The following is a 15,528-nucleotide window of genomic DNA, read 5'->3' on the forward strand; positions in this document are numbered from 1 at the left end:
CGTCGCGGCTGGGCCCTCAAGGCAGCATCGCAACCTCGGAGTCCGCATGATCATTTCTGGTAGAAGGCGTCTGCCCCGCAGACGTGGTGTGGCTGGTGCGGCGTTCTCGCTGGGCCTTGCCCTCATCGTCGCCCTGATCGCCCAGCCGATGGCAATCTCCGCCGCAGCGGCGACGGTTGCTCCCGTCCCCGCAGAACACGCGGCCCAGTCCAAGGCGCCCCGGGCCACGAGCGACTGGCGGGAGTACGTCCGGACTCCGAAGCGATCCGACGTCTGCCCGGTTTCCGTGGTCAGCACAACGGGCGCGGTCGAAGGCGCCCGAAACCTCCTGTGCGGCGCTTCCGGCGGAGCGACGCTGACCTACGACGGCAGCGGAGAAGCACCTACCGTCCTTCTCGACTACGGCCAAGAGGTAGGCGGTCTGCCCTACTTCACCGTCTCCGCCAAGTCCGGGTCCCCGACCCTGAAGGCGGCGTACAGCGAGGGCCTGCAGTACATGACCCCGTCCGGTGACGGGTCGCCGCCCTGGGCCGACGGGGACAGTTCCCGGTTCGACACCTATCCGGTGTCCGGGCCGGGCACGATCACCAACCGCTCCGCGCAGGGAGGTGAGCGGTACGAGCAGATCACGCTTTCCACGCCGGGTCGCCTCACCTTGAGCAAGGTGGGCATCAAGTACATCGCCGACCGCACCCAAGCAAGCGGATACGGGGGCCACTTCCTCTCGAGTTCGGACGAGTTGAACAAGATCTGGTACGCCGGTGCCTACACCTTGCAGACCAATCTCGTTCCGACCAACTCCCTTCCCGGGACCTGGTCCGTCCAGGACGGTGCCATGGATGCCGGCGGGTCGAAGATCAATGACGGTGCCGGGGTCCTGAACCGCGGATCCGACTGGAGCGACTACACGACGACCTTCCGGACCAAGATCCTTCACAACCAGGCCGGATGGATGGTACGCGCGCAGAACACGCAGAACGGCTACCTCTTCATCCTCGACGACAGCACCGACACCGGCGGTGCCCCGAACACGCTGCAGAAGTTCAATGTCCATGACGGGGCCTACACGAGCCTCGGCTCTGTGGCTCTGCCGTCTCCCGTGGACGAGGGCACCTGGCACACAGTGGCCACCACGGTGTCCGGAACCAGCATGACGATCTCGCTGGACGGCACGCAGGTCGACCGTGCCGACACGTCGGCTCTGCCCTCCGGCGCCGTTGCCTGTCCGACCGGCACCATAGGCTTTCGTGAGTTCGGCGACGAGGAGGCGGCCTTCAAGGACCTCACCGTCGTCAGCGGTACAGGCAAGACGCTCTACAGCAATCCTCTGACCACGCCTGCCACGCTCGCCGACTTCACTCCTCCGGGGTCCAACGCGCTGGCGTCGGTCCTCGACGGTGCCAGGCGTGACCGTGCCATCTGGAGTGGCGACATCCTGGTGGAGGGCCTCACCGACTACTACTCCGTGAACAATCCGGAGTACATCAAGCAGTCCCTGAACCTGCTGGGCAGCCGGCAGCTTTCCAGCGGATTCGTTCCCGGCGCCCTCCACCCGGCAAGCGTGCCGCACCTCGGACCGCTCACCCCGGGCGACACGACGACCTACTCGGCCACGTACTCCATGTACTTCGTCTCAGGCCTGGCAAGTTACTACCTCCACACCGGTGACAAGGATTTCGTCGCCAAGGAGTGGCCCACCGTCAAGCGTGAACTCGCCTGGAACGCGACGCGGTTGGACGCGAACGGCCTGTTCTCGACCAGAGCCGGAGTCGACGGCGCAGACTGGGACTTCTACGACAGCGACAAGGGCGGCGAGGTATCCGCCTACAACATCCTCTACTACAAGGCGCTGCTGGACGGTGCGGCACTGGCGACCGCCGCGGGAGACGCCTCACAAGCCGCGGCCTACAAGGCCGACGCGGAGGCGTTGAGGACGCGGATCAACGAACGTCTATACGACCCGAAGAGTGGCCTCTACAAAATCAGCGACACGCAGTCCGGAGTCGCCCAGGACGCCAACGCCCTGGCAGTCCTGTACGGAGTCGCGCCGACCTCGAAGCAGGCGGAGATCCTGGCCAAGCTCAAGTCGGCCCTGTGGACCACCCCTTACGGACCGCTTCCCTTCTCCTCCGACGCCGGCAACAGAGATCTGGTCAGCCCTTTCGTCAGCGGGTTCGAACTCCAGGCACGTCTGGCGGCCGGCGACACCGCGAACGCACAGGAGCTCCTGCACAATGTGTGGGGCCACATGATCGCTCCCGGACCGAACCAGACCGGGACCATGTGGGAGAACATCTCCGGCCGCGACGGCACGCCCGGCCTGGGGGCGGGGGCGAGCCTGTCCCACGGATGGTCCACAGCCCCGACCTCCGCACTGTCCAGCTACGTCCTGGGCGTTCGACCGGATACAGCGGGATACACCAGCTGGACGGTTCAACCCCACCCTGGAGACCTCACCTGGGCGCGAGGAGGTGTGCCTACTCCGCACGGAGACATCGACGTCCACTGGACCGCAAAGCCCGGCGCAGATCGGTTCACTCTGACCGTCGATTCCCCCAAGGGCACCAGCGGCACCCTTGCCATCCCGGTCTCCGGGCGGGCCCGGAGCGTCGCCGTCAACGGCAAGGTGGTGTGGCGCCACGGGGCGTTCACCGCGGCGCCTGGAGTGACCGGCGGCCACTTCGAATCCGGCTACGTCTACCTGAAGGTGAAGCAGCACGGAAGCTACAAGGTCACCTCACGTTAGTTGACGCCTCGGGCAACGCCCTGGTGCCTGCCACAGTTCGCTGTGGCAGGCACCACAATGTCCTGAGGTGAGCAGCGCCGGCAGCTTGGCCGTGATGAACTGATGTGTGTCCAGGCGGACTTGTGGGAGTCGCTGTAGCGCGACTCGACGTAGACGCCTTGGACCTTGGTGAGGGCGGAGGTCCAGGGGTCGCCGCATCCCTCTGTTTTCGGGTCCTTGCCCGAACAGCTCAGCTCGAAGCAAGTGATGTCGTGCTCGTGCGTTCCGGAGCCGGGCCCAGGAGCCCTCGGATCCTCTGTCGCTGCTGAACGAGAGCCTCTCGCAGCACATCGGCGATCGTGGTGCGAGCCAGTTCCTTCCGCAGCTGCTCCTCCAGGCTGCCGTACACCACGCACAGGGCCGGCCGGATTCGGAAGCCGACTGGACAAGCGGAGTTCGGCGGCGTGCGGTGCAGCCCGAACGGGCTCCCGGCGTCCACGGCCGAGCACACCTCGAGCAGCGTGATGTGCTCGGGCTCCCGGGCCAGGGCCCAGCCTGCTCCGGCTCCCCTCCTGGATCGAACCAGGCCGGCTCTGCGGAGATCGCCCAGGCATCGGCGGATCACCACGGCATGCGTGTTGACGCTCTCCGCGATGCGCTGCGAGGTGGTGACCTCATTGGCCTGATGGTTGAGGGACATCAAGGTCAGCACATGGACCGCAGTGGTCATTGTGCTGTTCGCGCTCACTCGTTCCCTCCTGCCGGCCGGACTTCACGCTCGCGGCCAGGTTCATGCGCGGGGCAGGCGCGGGCGGATGTGGGTGGCCGCGCTGAGCAGGGCGAGCGCGCCGCCGAGGGCGAAGCCGGCCGAGGTGCCGTATCCGTCGACGACCATGCCCCCGATGAGTGACCCTGCGGCGAGCGCGATCTGGCATGCGCTGACCAGGAGCGCCATGCCGCTCTCCGGAGCCTCGGGGGTCGCGCGCAGGATCCATGTCTGCAGCGCCAACGGCACCGCACCGAAGGCCGCACCCCAGATCATGACGAGCAGGACGACTGCGGGTGCCACGCCTGTCAGCGTGTTGAGCAGACCGACCGCGGCGGCGACCAGGACAGCGGCGGTGACGTAGACCGTACGCAGGCTCCGGCCGATGACCGCGCCGGCGGCAAAGTTGCCGGCCAGTCCCGCCACGCCGTATCCGAGCAGGACCAGTGTCACGGCGGACGAGCCGAAATGCGCCTGCTCTTCAAGGTAGGGGGTGATGTACGTGTAGGCCGCGAAGTGCCCGAAAAAGATCAGAGCGGTGGCCAGCAGGGCGATGCGGGCAGCGGGACTGCGCAGGGACGACGTGAGCGTGGCCATCCGGATGGCTCCGGTGGGCGGCAGCGAGGGCAGTCGCAGCGCCAGAGCCGCAAGGGCGAGCAGGGCAGCACCGGCGGCAACCACGAACGCGGTTCGCCACCCCGCTACATGGCCGACCAATGCGCCCAGCGGCAGGCTGACTACGGTGCCGGCCGAGATGCCTGCGGTGATCAGCGACGTGGCCCGGTGAACGGCGTCGGCGGGCACCAGTCGGGCGGCGACGCCGGCACCCATCGCCCAGAATCCGCCGACGCCGACACCGAGCAGGATCCTGGCCGCTGCCATCACCGCCATGTTGGGGGCCAGTGCTGCCAGGACGTTGGAGGCCGCGATGAACAGTGCGAGCGCGATCAGAACCTTGCGCCGGTCGAGCCTTCCTGAGGCGATGGTGAGCAGAGGCGCTGTGACCGCAGCCATGAGACCGGGCACGACGACGACCAGTCCCACGGTGCCGACGGTGACGTGGAGGCTGGATCCGATGACAGGCAGGAGCCCGATCGGCAGAAATTCCGAGAGCACCAGCACGAAGGACACCAAGGCCACCGAGACGACGGCCGGCCAGTCGCTCAGCGGTGAAGGTTTGCCGTGGGCGCTCACTTGTATCGGCTCCGGACGGCGGACGACCGATGCCGCGCTGGAATGCTCACTCATGCTTTCTCTCCTGGAAAGGACGGGGGCCGCGGGGGCCCGTGCCGCGTTGTGCGCGGAGGCTGCGCCGCCCTGGGACGGGAGCGGCATCGGTCACACCGACGTGACCTGAGGAACGAGACGAGCGCCCGGACCGATGGATTCCCGGGCCGCACCGCTGGTTGGCGCCCGTCACGACAGCCGTCTTCTCCTCGCGCTGTCACATGGGGGTTCACCCGCCAGTGGATTGAAGGTAACGACAATTGTTACGACTGAGGTCGTGATTTTGTCCTGTACGAATCGACTGGCTAGGCGCCAATATCAGTCACAGCAGTTGGTGCGTGCGACCACCGAAACTATGGCTTCTTGCCCCGCCCCGCCCTCCTTCCTGGAGAGAGTGCGGGAGTGCAGAAGATTGACGGCAGGGGCTAGATGTTGCCGCGCACTGATTGGCCCCAGATGATCCCGTCGGCGTGCGTACCGGCGAAGTCCGGGTCTTCGTAGATGTGGAGCCTCTTGATGCGTTCACCCTCGAACTCGAAGACATTGCAGAACAACCCCTAGGACGCCGTTCCGTCAGGGAACGCGGCGCCGGACGTGGTGGTGCCCCGTACTGAACCCTCGGTGACCACGTAATGTCCGGAGGATATGACGGTGAATCCCGGGATGTCGTGCTGGATCGAGGATATCTGTCCGGCGAATCCCTGGGCGAAGGCTGCTATCTGATCCTTCCCGGTGGCAATACCGAACTTCGGGAAGAACATCTGGGCGTCGTCCGTGAAGAGGTCGAGGATTTTCGGGTCGGCGGAGTCCACCATACGGAAGTACCTGACTGCTGCCTCTTCGCGTGCTGCCTGGAGGGCGCTCTGCTTCTCGTTCATTCTGACTCCTTTGAGAATCTCATGTCTTGCGTACGTCAGGTGCGGCGGACCCACTGCGGGCGCTCGACCGGGCACCTGTCCTGACCGGCATGACTCGTGCGGGGCGGGTTTTGTTGTGAACCGGCTGTCGACCGCACACGGCCGCGTCACGGAGTGGGCTCACCGAGAGCTGATGGTTGTGTCCATTTCCCGCATCAGTACCTCCGCGCCGGGCCGCCTGCCCTGATGCGTTGGCCTTCGGAGCCGGTGATGCGTGCCGCATCCCCTTGGGCGAGGGAGCCGGAGCCCTCTTCTCGCTGTGCAGGATCCCGGAGCCGACCGTCAGCCGCTGGGCCAGGGATGGATGATCCCGTTGCGGCCGGTCGTCCGGGGGCGTATGTGGAGGCAGCGGTGGCCGCTGCGTCCACTCGTGAGGGGTGCTGAGTCACCCCCGGCGGGGCTCGCCGAAGGGGCGGGTGGAGACCACGCCTCGGATCTCTTACTGCGCGTATGCCTGTGCGACCTTGGCAGTGTCTTCGTACAGGTACAGCTTGCTGATCTTGTCATCGACGACCTGGAAGTGCATGGCGATGGGCATCTCGTAGACGCGGCCCGTGCTTCTTGCGGTGCGGGTGAACTCGCCCAGGAGCACGGCGTGTTCGCCTTCCACGATCAGGGCTTCGACCTTGTCGACGTTCTCTTCCGGCACGATGTTCTCGCCCAGGACCCTGAGGTAGTCGGCGACCTCGGCCGGCGTCGTGCGCCGTCCCGTCCAGGGAAGCTGGTCAGATCCGGGGACGTACCAGTCGATCACTTCGGCGAAGACCTTCGCCACGGCATCCGGGTCTCCGGCGCCGAGCAGACCGAGGAACTTTTCGACGACCTCGCGTGTGGTCATGTTTGCGCATCCTTCTTCCGTGGAGGGGGGTAGCTGCAGCCCGCCGGCGCTTCGCGGCTCCTGCGGCGCGGCGGGGAGGAGGTGTTCATCCGAAGGGCATACCGGGGCATATGAGCTGCAGTCTCGCGGTCGAGTCAAACACATATGGACTGAACGGTCAAGAAGAGGCGTTGTCGCGGAGGTCACTCTGTGCAGCCGAGCCCGTGGCCGCCTTTGTGGCGATATCGCACGGGGCCGCCCCGGGCGACCCCTGTCTGTCGATCAAGCGGGCCTTGCCGTGTGGGGGTGGTTGACTCGATCGCCGCACCGTGGAAATGCCTGTCCTCCTGCGACGGACAGATACCTCCCTCTTCGATGCGGGATGTATCGACGCATGTGCTCTCGGCGACAACTGCTGACTGTTGGTGCGAAGTGGAAGTGGATCGGGAGCGGCGATGCGTCAGGTGCAGGAAGGTCGCATCCCTGTCCTCGGAGATGCTGGGGGTGGCTGGCAACGCACCCTAATGGACCGATGGGTCAACAACTGTTACATTGGCCTGATGGGTCGCCCACGACGCTTCGACGAGAGCCAGGTTCTACAGAACGCGCGCGAGCAGTTCTGGAACCGGGGATACACCGCCACATCCATGGACGACCTCATGGCCGCCACCGGGCTGGGCAAGGGAAGCCTGTACGGGGCGTTCGGTGACAAGCGCCAGCTCTTCCTGCGCGCACTGGACGACTACCGCGACGAGCAGCTCGACGGCGTCCGGCGGACGCTGACCGGGCCGGGCACGGGACTTGAGCGACTCGGGAACCTCCTTGACGGCGCTTCCCGCGGTTACGCGAACGACATCCAGCGGCGCGGTTGCTTCCTGGCCGGCAGCACCTCCGAACTGCACGCTCAGGAGCCGGACGTCACCGCGCGCGCTCGCACGACGTACCAGGAGATCCAAGACCTCCTGACCGCCTGCGTGAAGGACGCGCAGCGAGAAGGAGACCTATCGGCGGACGCCAGCCCGGAGGACGTGGGCGGCCTGCTGCTCGCAGTCCTGCAGGGCATCGAGTTCCTCGCCAAGACCAACATGGACGCCTCGGCCCTCGTCCAGATCGGCCGCTCCGCGATGGCGAACCTCCCGCGCCCCTGAACCACGTGTCGATCGAGTGGCCCTGGGGGAGAAGCCGATCCTGACTCGCAAGTACGGATGGGGCGGGGGATTCGGTCCTCCCTGTCGAACCCCACGGCCGGGAGCGCACGCGACCCCGGCCGCATACCGCGCTCATTGGCGAACGCCTCGACGTCCAAAGAGGCAGCGCAGGCGAAGGGGACACGATCGTGCTGGACTCTGCTAGGCCTATCGCGATTCAGCGAGTCTCGCGAAATGGATCCCGCCAGGTAATGGGTCCGCCCGGCTGCTGAGTGATCCGCAGTGACAGGCGCTGACGCTGGGCCTTGCGTACAGGGGCGGCTGGTTCTTCCGACAGACCGCGGACAGAAGGGAGTGTCAGTCCGTCAGGCGTTGGGCAGCGAGGGCGTGCAGGCGGGCGGAGGTACCGTCACGCTGCGCACGCCACAGCCCGTATTTTGCCAGTAGTCCGTTGGAGACGGTCAGCAGCGTCCTGTACGGGGGAGCGGCCAGTCCCTTGGACGTGTGCGGTGCGTAGACGGCCTCTTTCTCAGTGACCGTGAGCCAGCCGGTGAGCGAGCGCATTCCCAGCCCGACACACTGCGGTTGGAAGGCGTGGGCAAGGAAGCCCGCCCTGCGGCCGCCGGGCGGAAGCAGCCCTGCGGGGACCTCCAGGTGCAGTCCGGCCTCGTCGTGGCCGGTGACTCTCACGGGGACGATGACGGGCAGACCGTCCGCGCCGCGATAGGCCAGAAGCCGGTGCGGCAGTCGCTGGACCTGACGGGCGACCACGGCGACGTCGACGCGCGGGCCCGTGCCGTTCTTCGGTGCGTCCTGCTCCGCCGGGAACTGAGGCCAAGCGACGCCTGTGACCGCTCTCGCCCCTCGGGCCGAGAGGCTCTCCCACACCGCGACACGCTGCAACTCGATGTCCACGAAGACGCGTTCCTGGTGGTACTCACGCAGGAGCCAGTCCCACAACGGCCCACGCCTCACTTCTCCGAGGAACGGCTCGGAGGCACGCATCAGCTCTGCCAGGCGCTCCGGCGACGGGTGCATGTCCACCGACGCGGCGCCCTGGGCCAGCACGTACGCGTCACTGGCTGCAAAGCCGTGTTCACGGGTGTGATAGGCGACGGCGACGTTAGGGTCGCGCAGGATCCGTTCGAGCTTCTTCGGGAAGCCGAGCGAGGTGGTGAACCCGACCCGCCCGGCCTCACGGTTCCCGAGGCCCAGCGGGGAGACGCTGGTGACCACGGCGCCGCCGGCCGGAGTGACATAGGCGACCGCCACGGTGAGGTCGCCCCTGATCACAGGGTCCGCGGCGTCGGGCCACCTGAGCGGTGCGAACGTCATGCGTCGGTCCCGCGGAGGACGCCGAGATCGGCCGCGGCCTGGAGGCGCATCGCGGGGACCAGAGGGCGCACCGGTTCCGGCAGGCCCGCGAGCACCGACTCGACCTCCGCGGGGGTGCCCACCTCGTCGAGGAAGCCGACCATGAGGTGCCCTGCGACGGGGGGAGTGGTCGCGATCACGCGCTGTGCGAAGTCCTGCCACTCCGCAGGGCTGACGTGCTCGCGGAGCGCTGGGAAGAGGAGGGGCTCTTCATGGGTCAGGTGGTCGTGCACGACGTCTCGGACCGTCACCGCGGCGTCGTAGAGCTCGGCGCGAACCGCCGCCTCACCTGTGGAGGCCGCACCGTCGTGGACGGCGACGCCGGCCAGCCGGTCGAGCGCCGCGTCCAGCTGGTCGTGCTCGTCGGTCAGCGAGCCCAGCGCCTGTGCGGCTGTCGGCGCTTTCGCGGTGATCAGGGGCCACAGGTCGTCGTCCTCGGTCTGGTGGTGGTGCCGGAGGTTGGCGACGAGGAAGTCGCGCAGCTGCACGGTCGCGTCGAGGGGGACCGAGGCGTCGAGGGCTGCTTCGGCCAGCAGCGTGGTGGCCACTCGGTGGACGTCGTGGGCCAGCCGGGTCTCGACGACCGCCGGTACGTCCGTGGGGGGTGTCAGTGTCATGTAGCGCAACATATTCATTATAGGAGCCTATTGTCAATATAGTCACCTATCGTGCACGCGGTACACTGCGTCTGTGACGACGACCCGGAAGTACACCTCGACCCGACGCGTCAGCTCGGCGGCCGCCACCCGCGAAGCCATCCTGAGCAGCGCGCATGCGCTCTTCCTCGCGCGTGGGTACGCCGGCGTGACCGTCGCGGAGATCGCGGACGCGGCAAAGGTCGCCGTACCGACCGTGTACAGCAGCGTGGGCAACAAGCCCGGGATCCTGACGGCTCTTCTGGAGCCGGCACTCACCGACCCCGCCATCGCCACGACCCTCGCGGCAGTCGAGGCCGCCGACGATCCGCGCGCCGTGATCGACCTGACGGCCGCGGGCACCCGGCTCACGCATGAGCGTCACTGGGACCTGGTGTACGAAGTCTTCTACCGGAACCCGCCCGGCGAGCCCGCCGTCAAGGCCGTCCTCGACAAGGGAGCCGACGGCTACGTCCATGCTCTGACCCTGGTCGCTGATCGCCTGGCCGAGCTCGATGCGCTCCGCGCCGGGGTGGACCGTGCTGAGGCCATCGACCTGCTCTGGTTCTATCTGGGGCCGCACGCCTGGATCACGCTCGTCGGCGAGCGTGGATGGCCGTTCGAGCGGGCGCAGGATTGGATTGCCCGCTCGGCACGTCACGCACTTCTGCCTGATCGTTCCCCAGCCAGTTCGAGCTAGGACCACGCACTGGGACATCGCGGGGGCAGGGGCGCACGGGGACAGGGGTCCCCTCGACCATGGCCGGATCATGGTGGACGGAAGACTCGATGACACCAAGTACGACCACAAGGCGGCCTGCGTCCAGATCCACGCCAAGTACGCGGACGGCGGCACTCGCGACGAGTGGGTGTACACGAGCAGTAAGAACGGGAAAAGGATCGGCCCCGGGGGCGGCTACACCTTCGCGTCGAGTGTGCGGACGATCTGGGTCCGCGAGGGCCTCGGCACGGGAGGCCGTTGCACGAAGATGGCCAAGGGCGTGCACACCATCTATCAGCGCTGACCGCTCAGCACCCAGTACTGAGCGCGGCGTGCCGCGTCGGGCCCGGCGTCTCCATGACGCCGGCTCGGCGCCGGCGGATGCGGCAATCCAGTAGAGCCAGTGGCCGTGCGCGCTTCGCCGACCCGACCCGACCCGACCCGACCCGCGCCTCCGCCGGCCTCCGTTCGGCGGAGGCGCGAGTCGACGGGATGCGCGCGGTGTGCTCCAGCGAGGCGAGGCGAGGCGAGGCGAGGCGAGGTGAGGCGGGCGCGCGCCTCGTCTCCGCCGACCGGGCCCGTGAGGCCGGGTCGCGGGCCCTCGACGAGTTTCGGGCCGGAAGCACGGGACGACCTCGACCCTGAGGACGCCGTGAGTGCGGTCGGATTCCTGGTGGACCGAACGTATCCGGGCAGCGGTTCGGCCTCGGCGTCCAGGAGCCCGACAGCATCCTGGACGACGACCGGTCGATCGAGTGGCGCGGTGGCCGCGCTCACGATGGGTGCTGTCCGAGTTGTCCGCCGTCGCCCAGCGCCGCGTGTGATGCGTGGTCGGCCGGCCTGGTGATCGCACCCGAGCACGAGCCGGACCACGGCAGTGGGCGCACCGTTCGGCGCCGCGTTCAGCCGTTCAGTCGGCGATCCGCTCCGGATCGAGCACCACGGGCAGCTCGACGAGTCCGCGGAACGCAGGGAAGGGCACGGTCAGCCAGCGCGCCTCGTGCGGGGGCACGGCCAGCGTGATCTCTGGGTACCGGCGGAACAGCGTGGTGAGCGCGATGTGCATCTCCAGGCGGGCCAGCGGCGCCCCGACGCAGTAGTGGGGTCCGTGCCCGAAGGCCAGGTGGGGCTGGCCTCCCGTGCGCGACACGTCGAGCCGGTCGGGTTCGGCGTACGCCTCCGGGTCGCGGTTCGCGGAGGTGATGGCGATCTGGACGAGGGCGCCCTTGGGGATCACCACACCGCGCATCGGGATGTCCTCGGTGGCGTGACGGAAGGTGGAGCTCTCCACCGACCCCTCGTACCGCAGCAGTTCCTCGACGGCCTGCTTCAGGGCCTCGGGGCTCGCGAGGGCCGCGCGGTGCTGGTCCGGCTTCGAGAGCAGATGGAAGACGGCGTTGCCGATGAGGTACGCGGAGGTCTTGTGACCCGCGAAGAACAGCACCCACGCCGTTGACACCAGCTCATGGTCCGTCAGAGCGCCGTCCTGGTCCTGAGCCGCGATGAGCGCGCTCATCAGGTCGTCGCCGGGCGTGCTGCGCTTGCGCGCCACGAGGTCGACCAGGAGGTCGCGCAGTTTCCCCTCGGCCTCCTCGAGAGCCTTCTTGGCCTCCGGGCCGAATCCGGTCTTCGCGACGGTCCCGGCCCACTGGTGGGCGCGCTCGCGTTCGTCCTCCGGTACGCCGAGGAGTTCGCAGATGACCTGGAGCGGCAGCGGGAACGCGAAGTTCCGGAGCAGGTCGATGGACGCGTCGGTCGGGCAGCGCTCCAGCAGTTCCTCGGTGACCTGTTGGATACGCGGGCGCAGCATCTCCACGCGGCGCGGGGTGAAGGCACCCTGCACGATCCTCCGCAGCCGGGTGTGCTTGGGCGGGTCGGAGAACAGCATGTTGTCGTCGAGCGCGATGGAGGAGTCGCCGAAGATGCTGTGGTACGCGTCGAGGGCGCCGTACATGTCCTTGCTCAGCCGGGGGTCGGCCAGCGCGGCGCGCGCGTCGTCGTAACGGGTGATCAGATAGGTCTCCACGCCGTGCGGCGGCTGCAGCGGGCACACCGGGGCGGTCTTCCTCAACTCCGCGTACACGGGGTGCGGATTGGCGCGGAAGTCGGCGGTGCATCGGGAGGCGGCGGCCACGGGGTCCGCGGATCCGGGTTCGGTCTGCATGGGGGTTCGCGTCATGGCCTCGACGGTTCCCGGCAGGCAGCCGTCAGCAAACGTCCTTAGCCCATCCGGTGCGGCGTCGGGACGCGGCGTCGCAATCGGAGCAACAGGAGGTGCGGAGCCCGTGAAGCGCGCGAAGAGTTGATGCCGAATGGAAAGGCCCCGAGCGCCGTCTCCCACGGTTGGAGCGTTCGGCTTCGGACGACAGACGATGACGACAGACGATTGGGGATCAGTCGATGAGCAGACGAGCCGTGGAATCCGTACCGGTTCTGGTGGTGGGCGGCTCCCTGGTGGGCCTGTCCACGTCAGTCTTTCTCGGTCGCCTCGGCGTCGAGCACCTTCTCGTCGAGCGTCGCGCCGCGACGTCCACCCACCCCCGCGGCCGTGGGAACAACCTGCGCACCATGGAGCTGTTCCGGACCGCGGGCGTCGAGAAGGACATCCACGCCGCGGCGAGCGCCCTGTCCGGAAACGACGGCGTCCTCCAGGTGAGCACGCTCTCCGGCGGTGACGGCCGGTGGATCGTCAAGGCCATCGACACGGGTCCTTCCCTGTCGCAGATCACCTCGTCCGGCTGGTGCCTGTGCAGCCAGAACGACCTCGAGCCGGTCCTTCTGCGCTACGCCCGCTCCCTCGGCGGCGACATCCGCTTCGGCACCGAGCTGGTGTCCTTCACGCAGGATGCCGAAGGGGTGCACGCGGAGGTACGGGACCGGGACAGCGGCGAGACGCGCATCGTGCACGCCCGATACCTCGTGGCCGCCGACGGGCCCCGCAGTCCGGTGCGCGAGCGGCTGGGCATCACCCAGTCGGGACCGGGCGCGCTGTTCCACAACGTGAGCGTCACGTTCCGCAGCAAGAAGCTGCAGGACGTCGTCGGTGACAGGCGCTTCGTCGTCTGCTACATCACCGATTCCGCGGGAGAGGGCGCCCTGCTGCCGGTGGACAACGGCGAGCAGTGGGTCTTCCACACCCCCTGGGCCCCGGACCGGGGCGAGACGCTGGACGACTTCACCGACGCGCGCATCGTCGCCCACATCCGAGCCGCGGCGGGTGTCCCCGATCTCGACGTCGAGGTCACCGGCAAGGCCCCCTGGCACGCGGCGGACCGTGTGGCCGACAGCTATGGCCAGGGCCGGGTCTTCCTGGCCGGTGACTCGGCGCACGAGATGCCCCCCACCGGGGCCTTCGGCTCCAACACCGGTATCCAGGACGCCCACAATCTCGCCTGGAAGATCGCGGCCGCCCTGCGCGGCTGGGCCGGACCGGGGCTGCTCGACACCTACCAGACGGAACGTCGGCCGGTCGCGCTCGCGACGACCGCCCGCGCCCTGTTCCAGGCGAACGAGGAACAGCACCCGGGCTACACCCCGGAGAAGAAGCGCAAGGACGGTCCGGCCGACGCGTTGACGGTGGCCCTGTGCTACCGCTACCCGTCGGGCGCCGTCGTCGGCGCCGACCCCGACGCCGCGATCGTGCCCGACCAGTTCCAGTTGGGCGGCGCTCCCGGGAGCCGCGCCCCGCACATGTGGGTGACCACCCGGGACGGCCGGCGGATCTCCACTCTGGACGTCTACGAAGGGTCCTTCGTCGTCCTCACCGGCCCCGGAGGCGAGGCCTGGCGCACCGCGGCCCGCGATGTCACCGCCCGCCTGGGCATCCCGGTGGAAACCTACGTCGTCGGCGCGAACCATGACCTGGTCCCCGAGGACGGGGCCGACTGGGCGGCGGTGCACGGCACGGCGGAGACCGGTGCCGTCCTCGTCCGCCCCGACGGCTTCGTGGCATGGCGGTCGCCCAGGCTCGTGCCGGACCCGGAACGGGCTCTCACGGACACGCTGATGACGGTGCTTCGCCGCGAGACGCCACCGAACGCCGTGACCGAAGCCGCGGCGGAGCAGCCGCTGGCGACGGTGTCCGACGGGCGTGTCTGAGGGACCCCCATCTGAACGCCGCTTACGAACGGAGAAAGAGCCCACGATGATATCTCCCCACTCCTCGGCGTCCGCCGCGGCCGACGACGACGCCCGGACCTCCCGCGTGGACGTCCACCACCACTTCACCGCACCCGACTGGCTCGACTGGGCCGAGGCGGAGGGCCTGGTCAGGCGCGACAAGCTGCCCTGGTGGACCCGCTGGGACCTCGACTCCGCGCTCGCCCTCATGGACCGTACGGGAATCCGCACCACCGTCATGACCGTGGCGATGCTCGGCCGCATCCAGGAGCGCGGCAAGCGCGAGGAGAGCGCACGGGTCGCGCTGCAGGCGGCGGCGAAGATCGCCGCGGACCACCCCACCCGTTTCGCCTTCTTCACGCCGGTCTTCCTCGACGACCTCGACCTGTCGAGCTGGTCGCTGAAGTACGGCCTCGACGACCTCGGCGCCGTCGGGGTGAGCACCCGCACCAGCGCGGGCGGCGTCTATCTCGGCGACCCCTCCCACGACCGTCTCCTCGCCGAGCTGAACGACCGCTCCGCGATCATCAGCACGCACCCGATGGACGTACCCGGTGGCAACGCCGACGGGGTGGGTGTCCCGGGCCTGCCGCCGTTCATGTGCGACTTCCTCATGGACACGACTCGCGCGGCGATCAACCTCATCCTCAACGGCACCCTGGACCGTTACCCCGACCTCACCTTCGTCCTCCCGCACGGCGGCGGCTTCCTCCCGCACCTGGCGACCCGCCTGGAGCTCTTCGGGAACCACCTCACCCCCGAGATCGAACCGTCCCGGATACGCGATTACCTGCACCGCTTCTACTACGACACGGCGGGCCCCATGTCCCCGTCCTCGACCCCCACCCTCATGGCCACGGTCGACCCCGACCGGATCCTCTTCGGCACCGACTGGCCGCCCACCCCCGCCCACATCGTCTCGGACATCGCGGCACCGGCCCTGGACAGCGACCCGGCCATCGCCGGCCACCAGCTCCGCGGCATCAACCGGGACAACGCGCTGCGCCTGATACCGGCGCTTGCCTGGGCTTGACCCGGTCGGGCCCGAGTCCGCAGCACATCCGGTGCGATCTCCTCAC

General features: G+C 68.3%; 14 protein-coding genes. 6 read left to right on the plus strand and 8 right to left on the minus strand.

Features of this window, described 5'->3' with window-relative positions; genetic code table 11:
* Window positions 1-46: 46 nt before the first annotated feature.
* Complete coding sequence (locus OG199_RS37615) at window positions 47-2,746, plus strand: alpha-L-rhamnosidase C-terminal domain-containing protein (RefSeq protein ID WP_405833290.1); 2,700 nt, start codon at window positions 47-49, stop codon at window positions 2,744-2,746.
* 229 nt (window positions 2,747-2,975) lie between these two features.
* On the opposite strand, the gene OG199_RS37620 is transcribed toward OG199_RS37615, so the two are convergent.
* The 5 genes from OG199_RS37620 to OG199_RS37640 all read right to left on the minus strand — a co-directional run bounded on the left by OG199_RS37620 (window position 2,976) and on the right by OG199_RS37640 (window position 6,473).
* The gene (locus OG199_RS37620; protein ID WP_405833292.1) at window positions 2,976-3,473 is read right to left on the minus strand and encodes an Rrf2 family transcriptional regulator; all 498 of its coding nucleotides are present in this window, start codon (window positions 3,471-3,473) and stop codon (window positions 2,976-2,978) included.
* 42 nt (window positions 3,474-3,515) lie between these two features.
* A complete protein-coding gene (locus tag OG199_RS37625; RefSeq protein WP_405833294.1) occupies window positions 3,516-4,739 on the minus strand; it encodes an MFS transporter in 1,224 nt (407 codons plus the stop codon).
* 404 nt (window positions 4,740-5,143) lie between these two features.
* Window positions 5,144-5,272: a hypothetical protein gene (locus OG199_RS37630; RefSeq protein WP_405833295.1), complete on the minus strand. Its 129-nt coding sequence runs from the start codon at window positions 5,270-5,272 to the stop codon at window positions 5,144-5,146.
* A 3-nt stretch (window positions 5,273-5,275) separates the two neighbouring features.
* Window positions 5,276-5,596, minus strand: a complete 321-nt coding sequence (locus OG199_RS37635; RefSeq protein WP_405833296.1) for a nuclear transport factor 2 family protein — start codon at window positions 5,594-5,596, stop codon at window positions 5,276-5,278.
* Window positions 5,597-6,074: 478 nt separating this feature from the next.
* A complete protein-coding gene (locus OG199_RS37640; protein ID WP_148014332.1) occupies window positions 6,075-6,473 on the minus strand; it encodes a nuclear transport factor 2 family protein in 399 nt (132 codons plus the stop codon).
* 539 nt (window positions 6,474-7,012) lie between these two features.
* On the opposite strand from OG199_RS37640, the gene OG199_RS37645 reads away from it, so the two are divergent.
* Complete coding sequence (locus OG199_RS37645) at window positions 7,013-7,600, plus strand: TetR/AcrR family transcriptional regulator (protein ID WP_405833297.1); 588 nt, start codon at window positions 7,013-7,015, stop codon at window positions 7,598-7,600.
* A 357-nt stretch (window positions 7,601-7,957) separates the two neighbouring features.
* Here OG199_RS37645 and OG199_RS37650 read toward each other — a convergent pair whose 3' ends face one another.
* Both OG199_RS37650 and OG199_RS37655 read right to left on the minus strand, forming a co-directional pair.
* On the minus strand, window positions 7,958-8,935 hold the full coding sequence (locus OG199_RS37650) for a hypothetical protein (protein WP_401801977.1): 978 nt from the start codon (window positions 8,933-8,935) through the stop codon (window positions 7,958-7,960).
* Window positions 8,932-9,591, minus strand: coding sequence for a hemerythrin domain-containing protein (locus tag OG199_RS37655; protein WP_405833299.1), 660 nt, complete (start codon window positions 9,589-9,591; stop codon window positions 8,932-8,934). The genes OG199_RS37650 and OG199_RS37655 overlap by 4 nt, the downstream gene beginning before the upstream one ends.
* Window positions 9,592-9,664: 73 nt before the next feature.
* On the opposite strand from OG199_RS37655, the gene OG199_RS37660 reads away from it, so the two are divergent.
* Window positions 9,665-10,309: a TetR/AcrR family transcriptional regulator gene (locus tag OG199_RS37660; protein WP_356805234.1), complete on the plus strand. Its 645-nt coding sequence runs from the start codon at window positions 9,665-9,667 to the stop codon at window positions 10,307-10,309.
* Window positions 10,310-10,379: 70 nt separating this feature from the next.
* On the plus strand, window positions 10,380-10,634 hold the full coding sequence (locus OG199_RS37665) for a hypothetical protein (protein WP_405833300.1): 255 nt from the start codon (window positions 10,380-10,382) through the stop codon (window positions 10,632-10,634).
* Window positions 10,635-11,240: 606 nt separating this feature from the next.
* Here the strand turns inward: OG199_RS37665 and OG199_RS37670 are convergent.
* Window positions 11,241-12,509 carry a cytochrome P450 gene (locus tag OG199_RS37670; RefSeq protein WP_356805231.1) on the minus strand — a complete coding sequence of 423 codons (1,269 nt, stop codon included), beginning with the start codon at window positions 12,507-12,509 and terminating at the stop codon, window positions 11,241-11,243.
* 221 nt (window positions 12,510-12,730) lie between these two features.
* Between OG199_RS37670 and OG199_RS37675 the strand changes: the two genes are divergently transcribed.
* Complete coding sequence (locus tag OG199_RS37675) at window positions 12,731-14,428, plus strand: FAD-dependent monooxygenase (protein ID WP_356805229.1); 1,698 nt, start codon at window positions 12,731-12,733, stop codon at window positions 14,426-14,428.
* Between the two features lie 46 nt (window positions 14,429-14,474).
* A complete protein-coding gene (locus tag OG199_RS37680) occupies window positions 14,475-15,482 on the plus strand; it encodes an amidohydrolase family protein (RefSeq protein WP_401801983.1) in 1,008 nt (335 codons plus the stop codon).
* Window positions 15,483-15,528 lie beyond the last annotated feature (46 nt).

Source organism: Streptomyces sp. NBC_01176 (assembly GCF_045039825.1).
Classification (GTDB): Bacteria; Actinomycetota; Actinomycetes; order Streptomycetales; family Streptomycetaceae; genus Streptomyces.

Bases quoted from the DNA above. Each gene is read 5' to 3' on its own strand.
- OG199_RS37680 (WP_401801983.1), top strand. From the start codon at position 14,475: ATGATATCTCCCCACTCCTCGGCGTCCGCCGCGGCCGACGACGACGCC.
- OG199_RS37665 (WP_405833300.1), top strand. From the start codon at position 10,380: ATGGTGGACGGAAGACTCGATGACACCAAGTACGACCACAAGGCGGCC.
- OG199_RS37615 (WP_405833290.1), top strand. From the start codon at position 47: ATGATCATTTCTGGTAGAAGGCGTCTGCCCCGCAGACGTGGTGTGGCT.
- OG199_RS37675 (WP_356805229.1), top strand. From the start codon at position 12,731: ATGAGCAGACGAGCCGTGGAATCCGTACCGGTTCTGGTGGTGGGCGGC.
- OG199_RS37625 (WP_405833294.1), bottom strand. From the start codon at position 4,739: ATGAGTGAGCATTCCAGCGCGGCATCGGTCGTCCGCCGTCCGGAGCCG.
- OG199_RS37650 (WP_401801977.1), bottom strand. From the start codon at position 8,935: ATGACGTTCGCACCGCTCAGGTGGCCCGACGCCGCGGACCCTGTGATC.
- OG199_RS37645 (WP_405833297.1), top strand. From the start codon at position 7,013: ATGGGTCGCCCACGACGCTTCGACGAGAGCCAGGTTCTACAGAACGCG.
- OG199_RS37640 (WP_148014332.1), bottom strand. From the start codon at position 6,473: ATGACCACACGCGAGGTCGTCGAAAAGTTCCTCGGTCTGCTCGGCGCC.
- OG199_RS37635 (WP_405833296.1), bottom strand. From the start codon at position 5,596: ATGAACGAGAAGCAGAGCGCCCTCCAGGCAGCACGCGAAGAGGCAGCA.
- OG199_RS37655 (WP_405833299.1), bottom strand. From the start codon at position 9,591: ATGACACTGACACCCCCCACGGACGTACCGGCGGTCGTCGAGACCCGG.
- OG199_RS37670 (WP_356805231.1), bottom strand. From the start codon at position 12,509: ATGACGCGAACCCCCATGCAGACCGAACCCGGATCCGCGGACCCCGTG.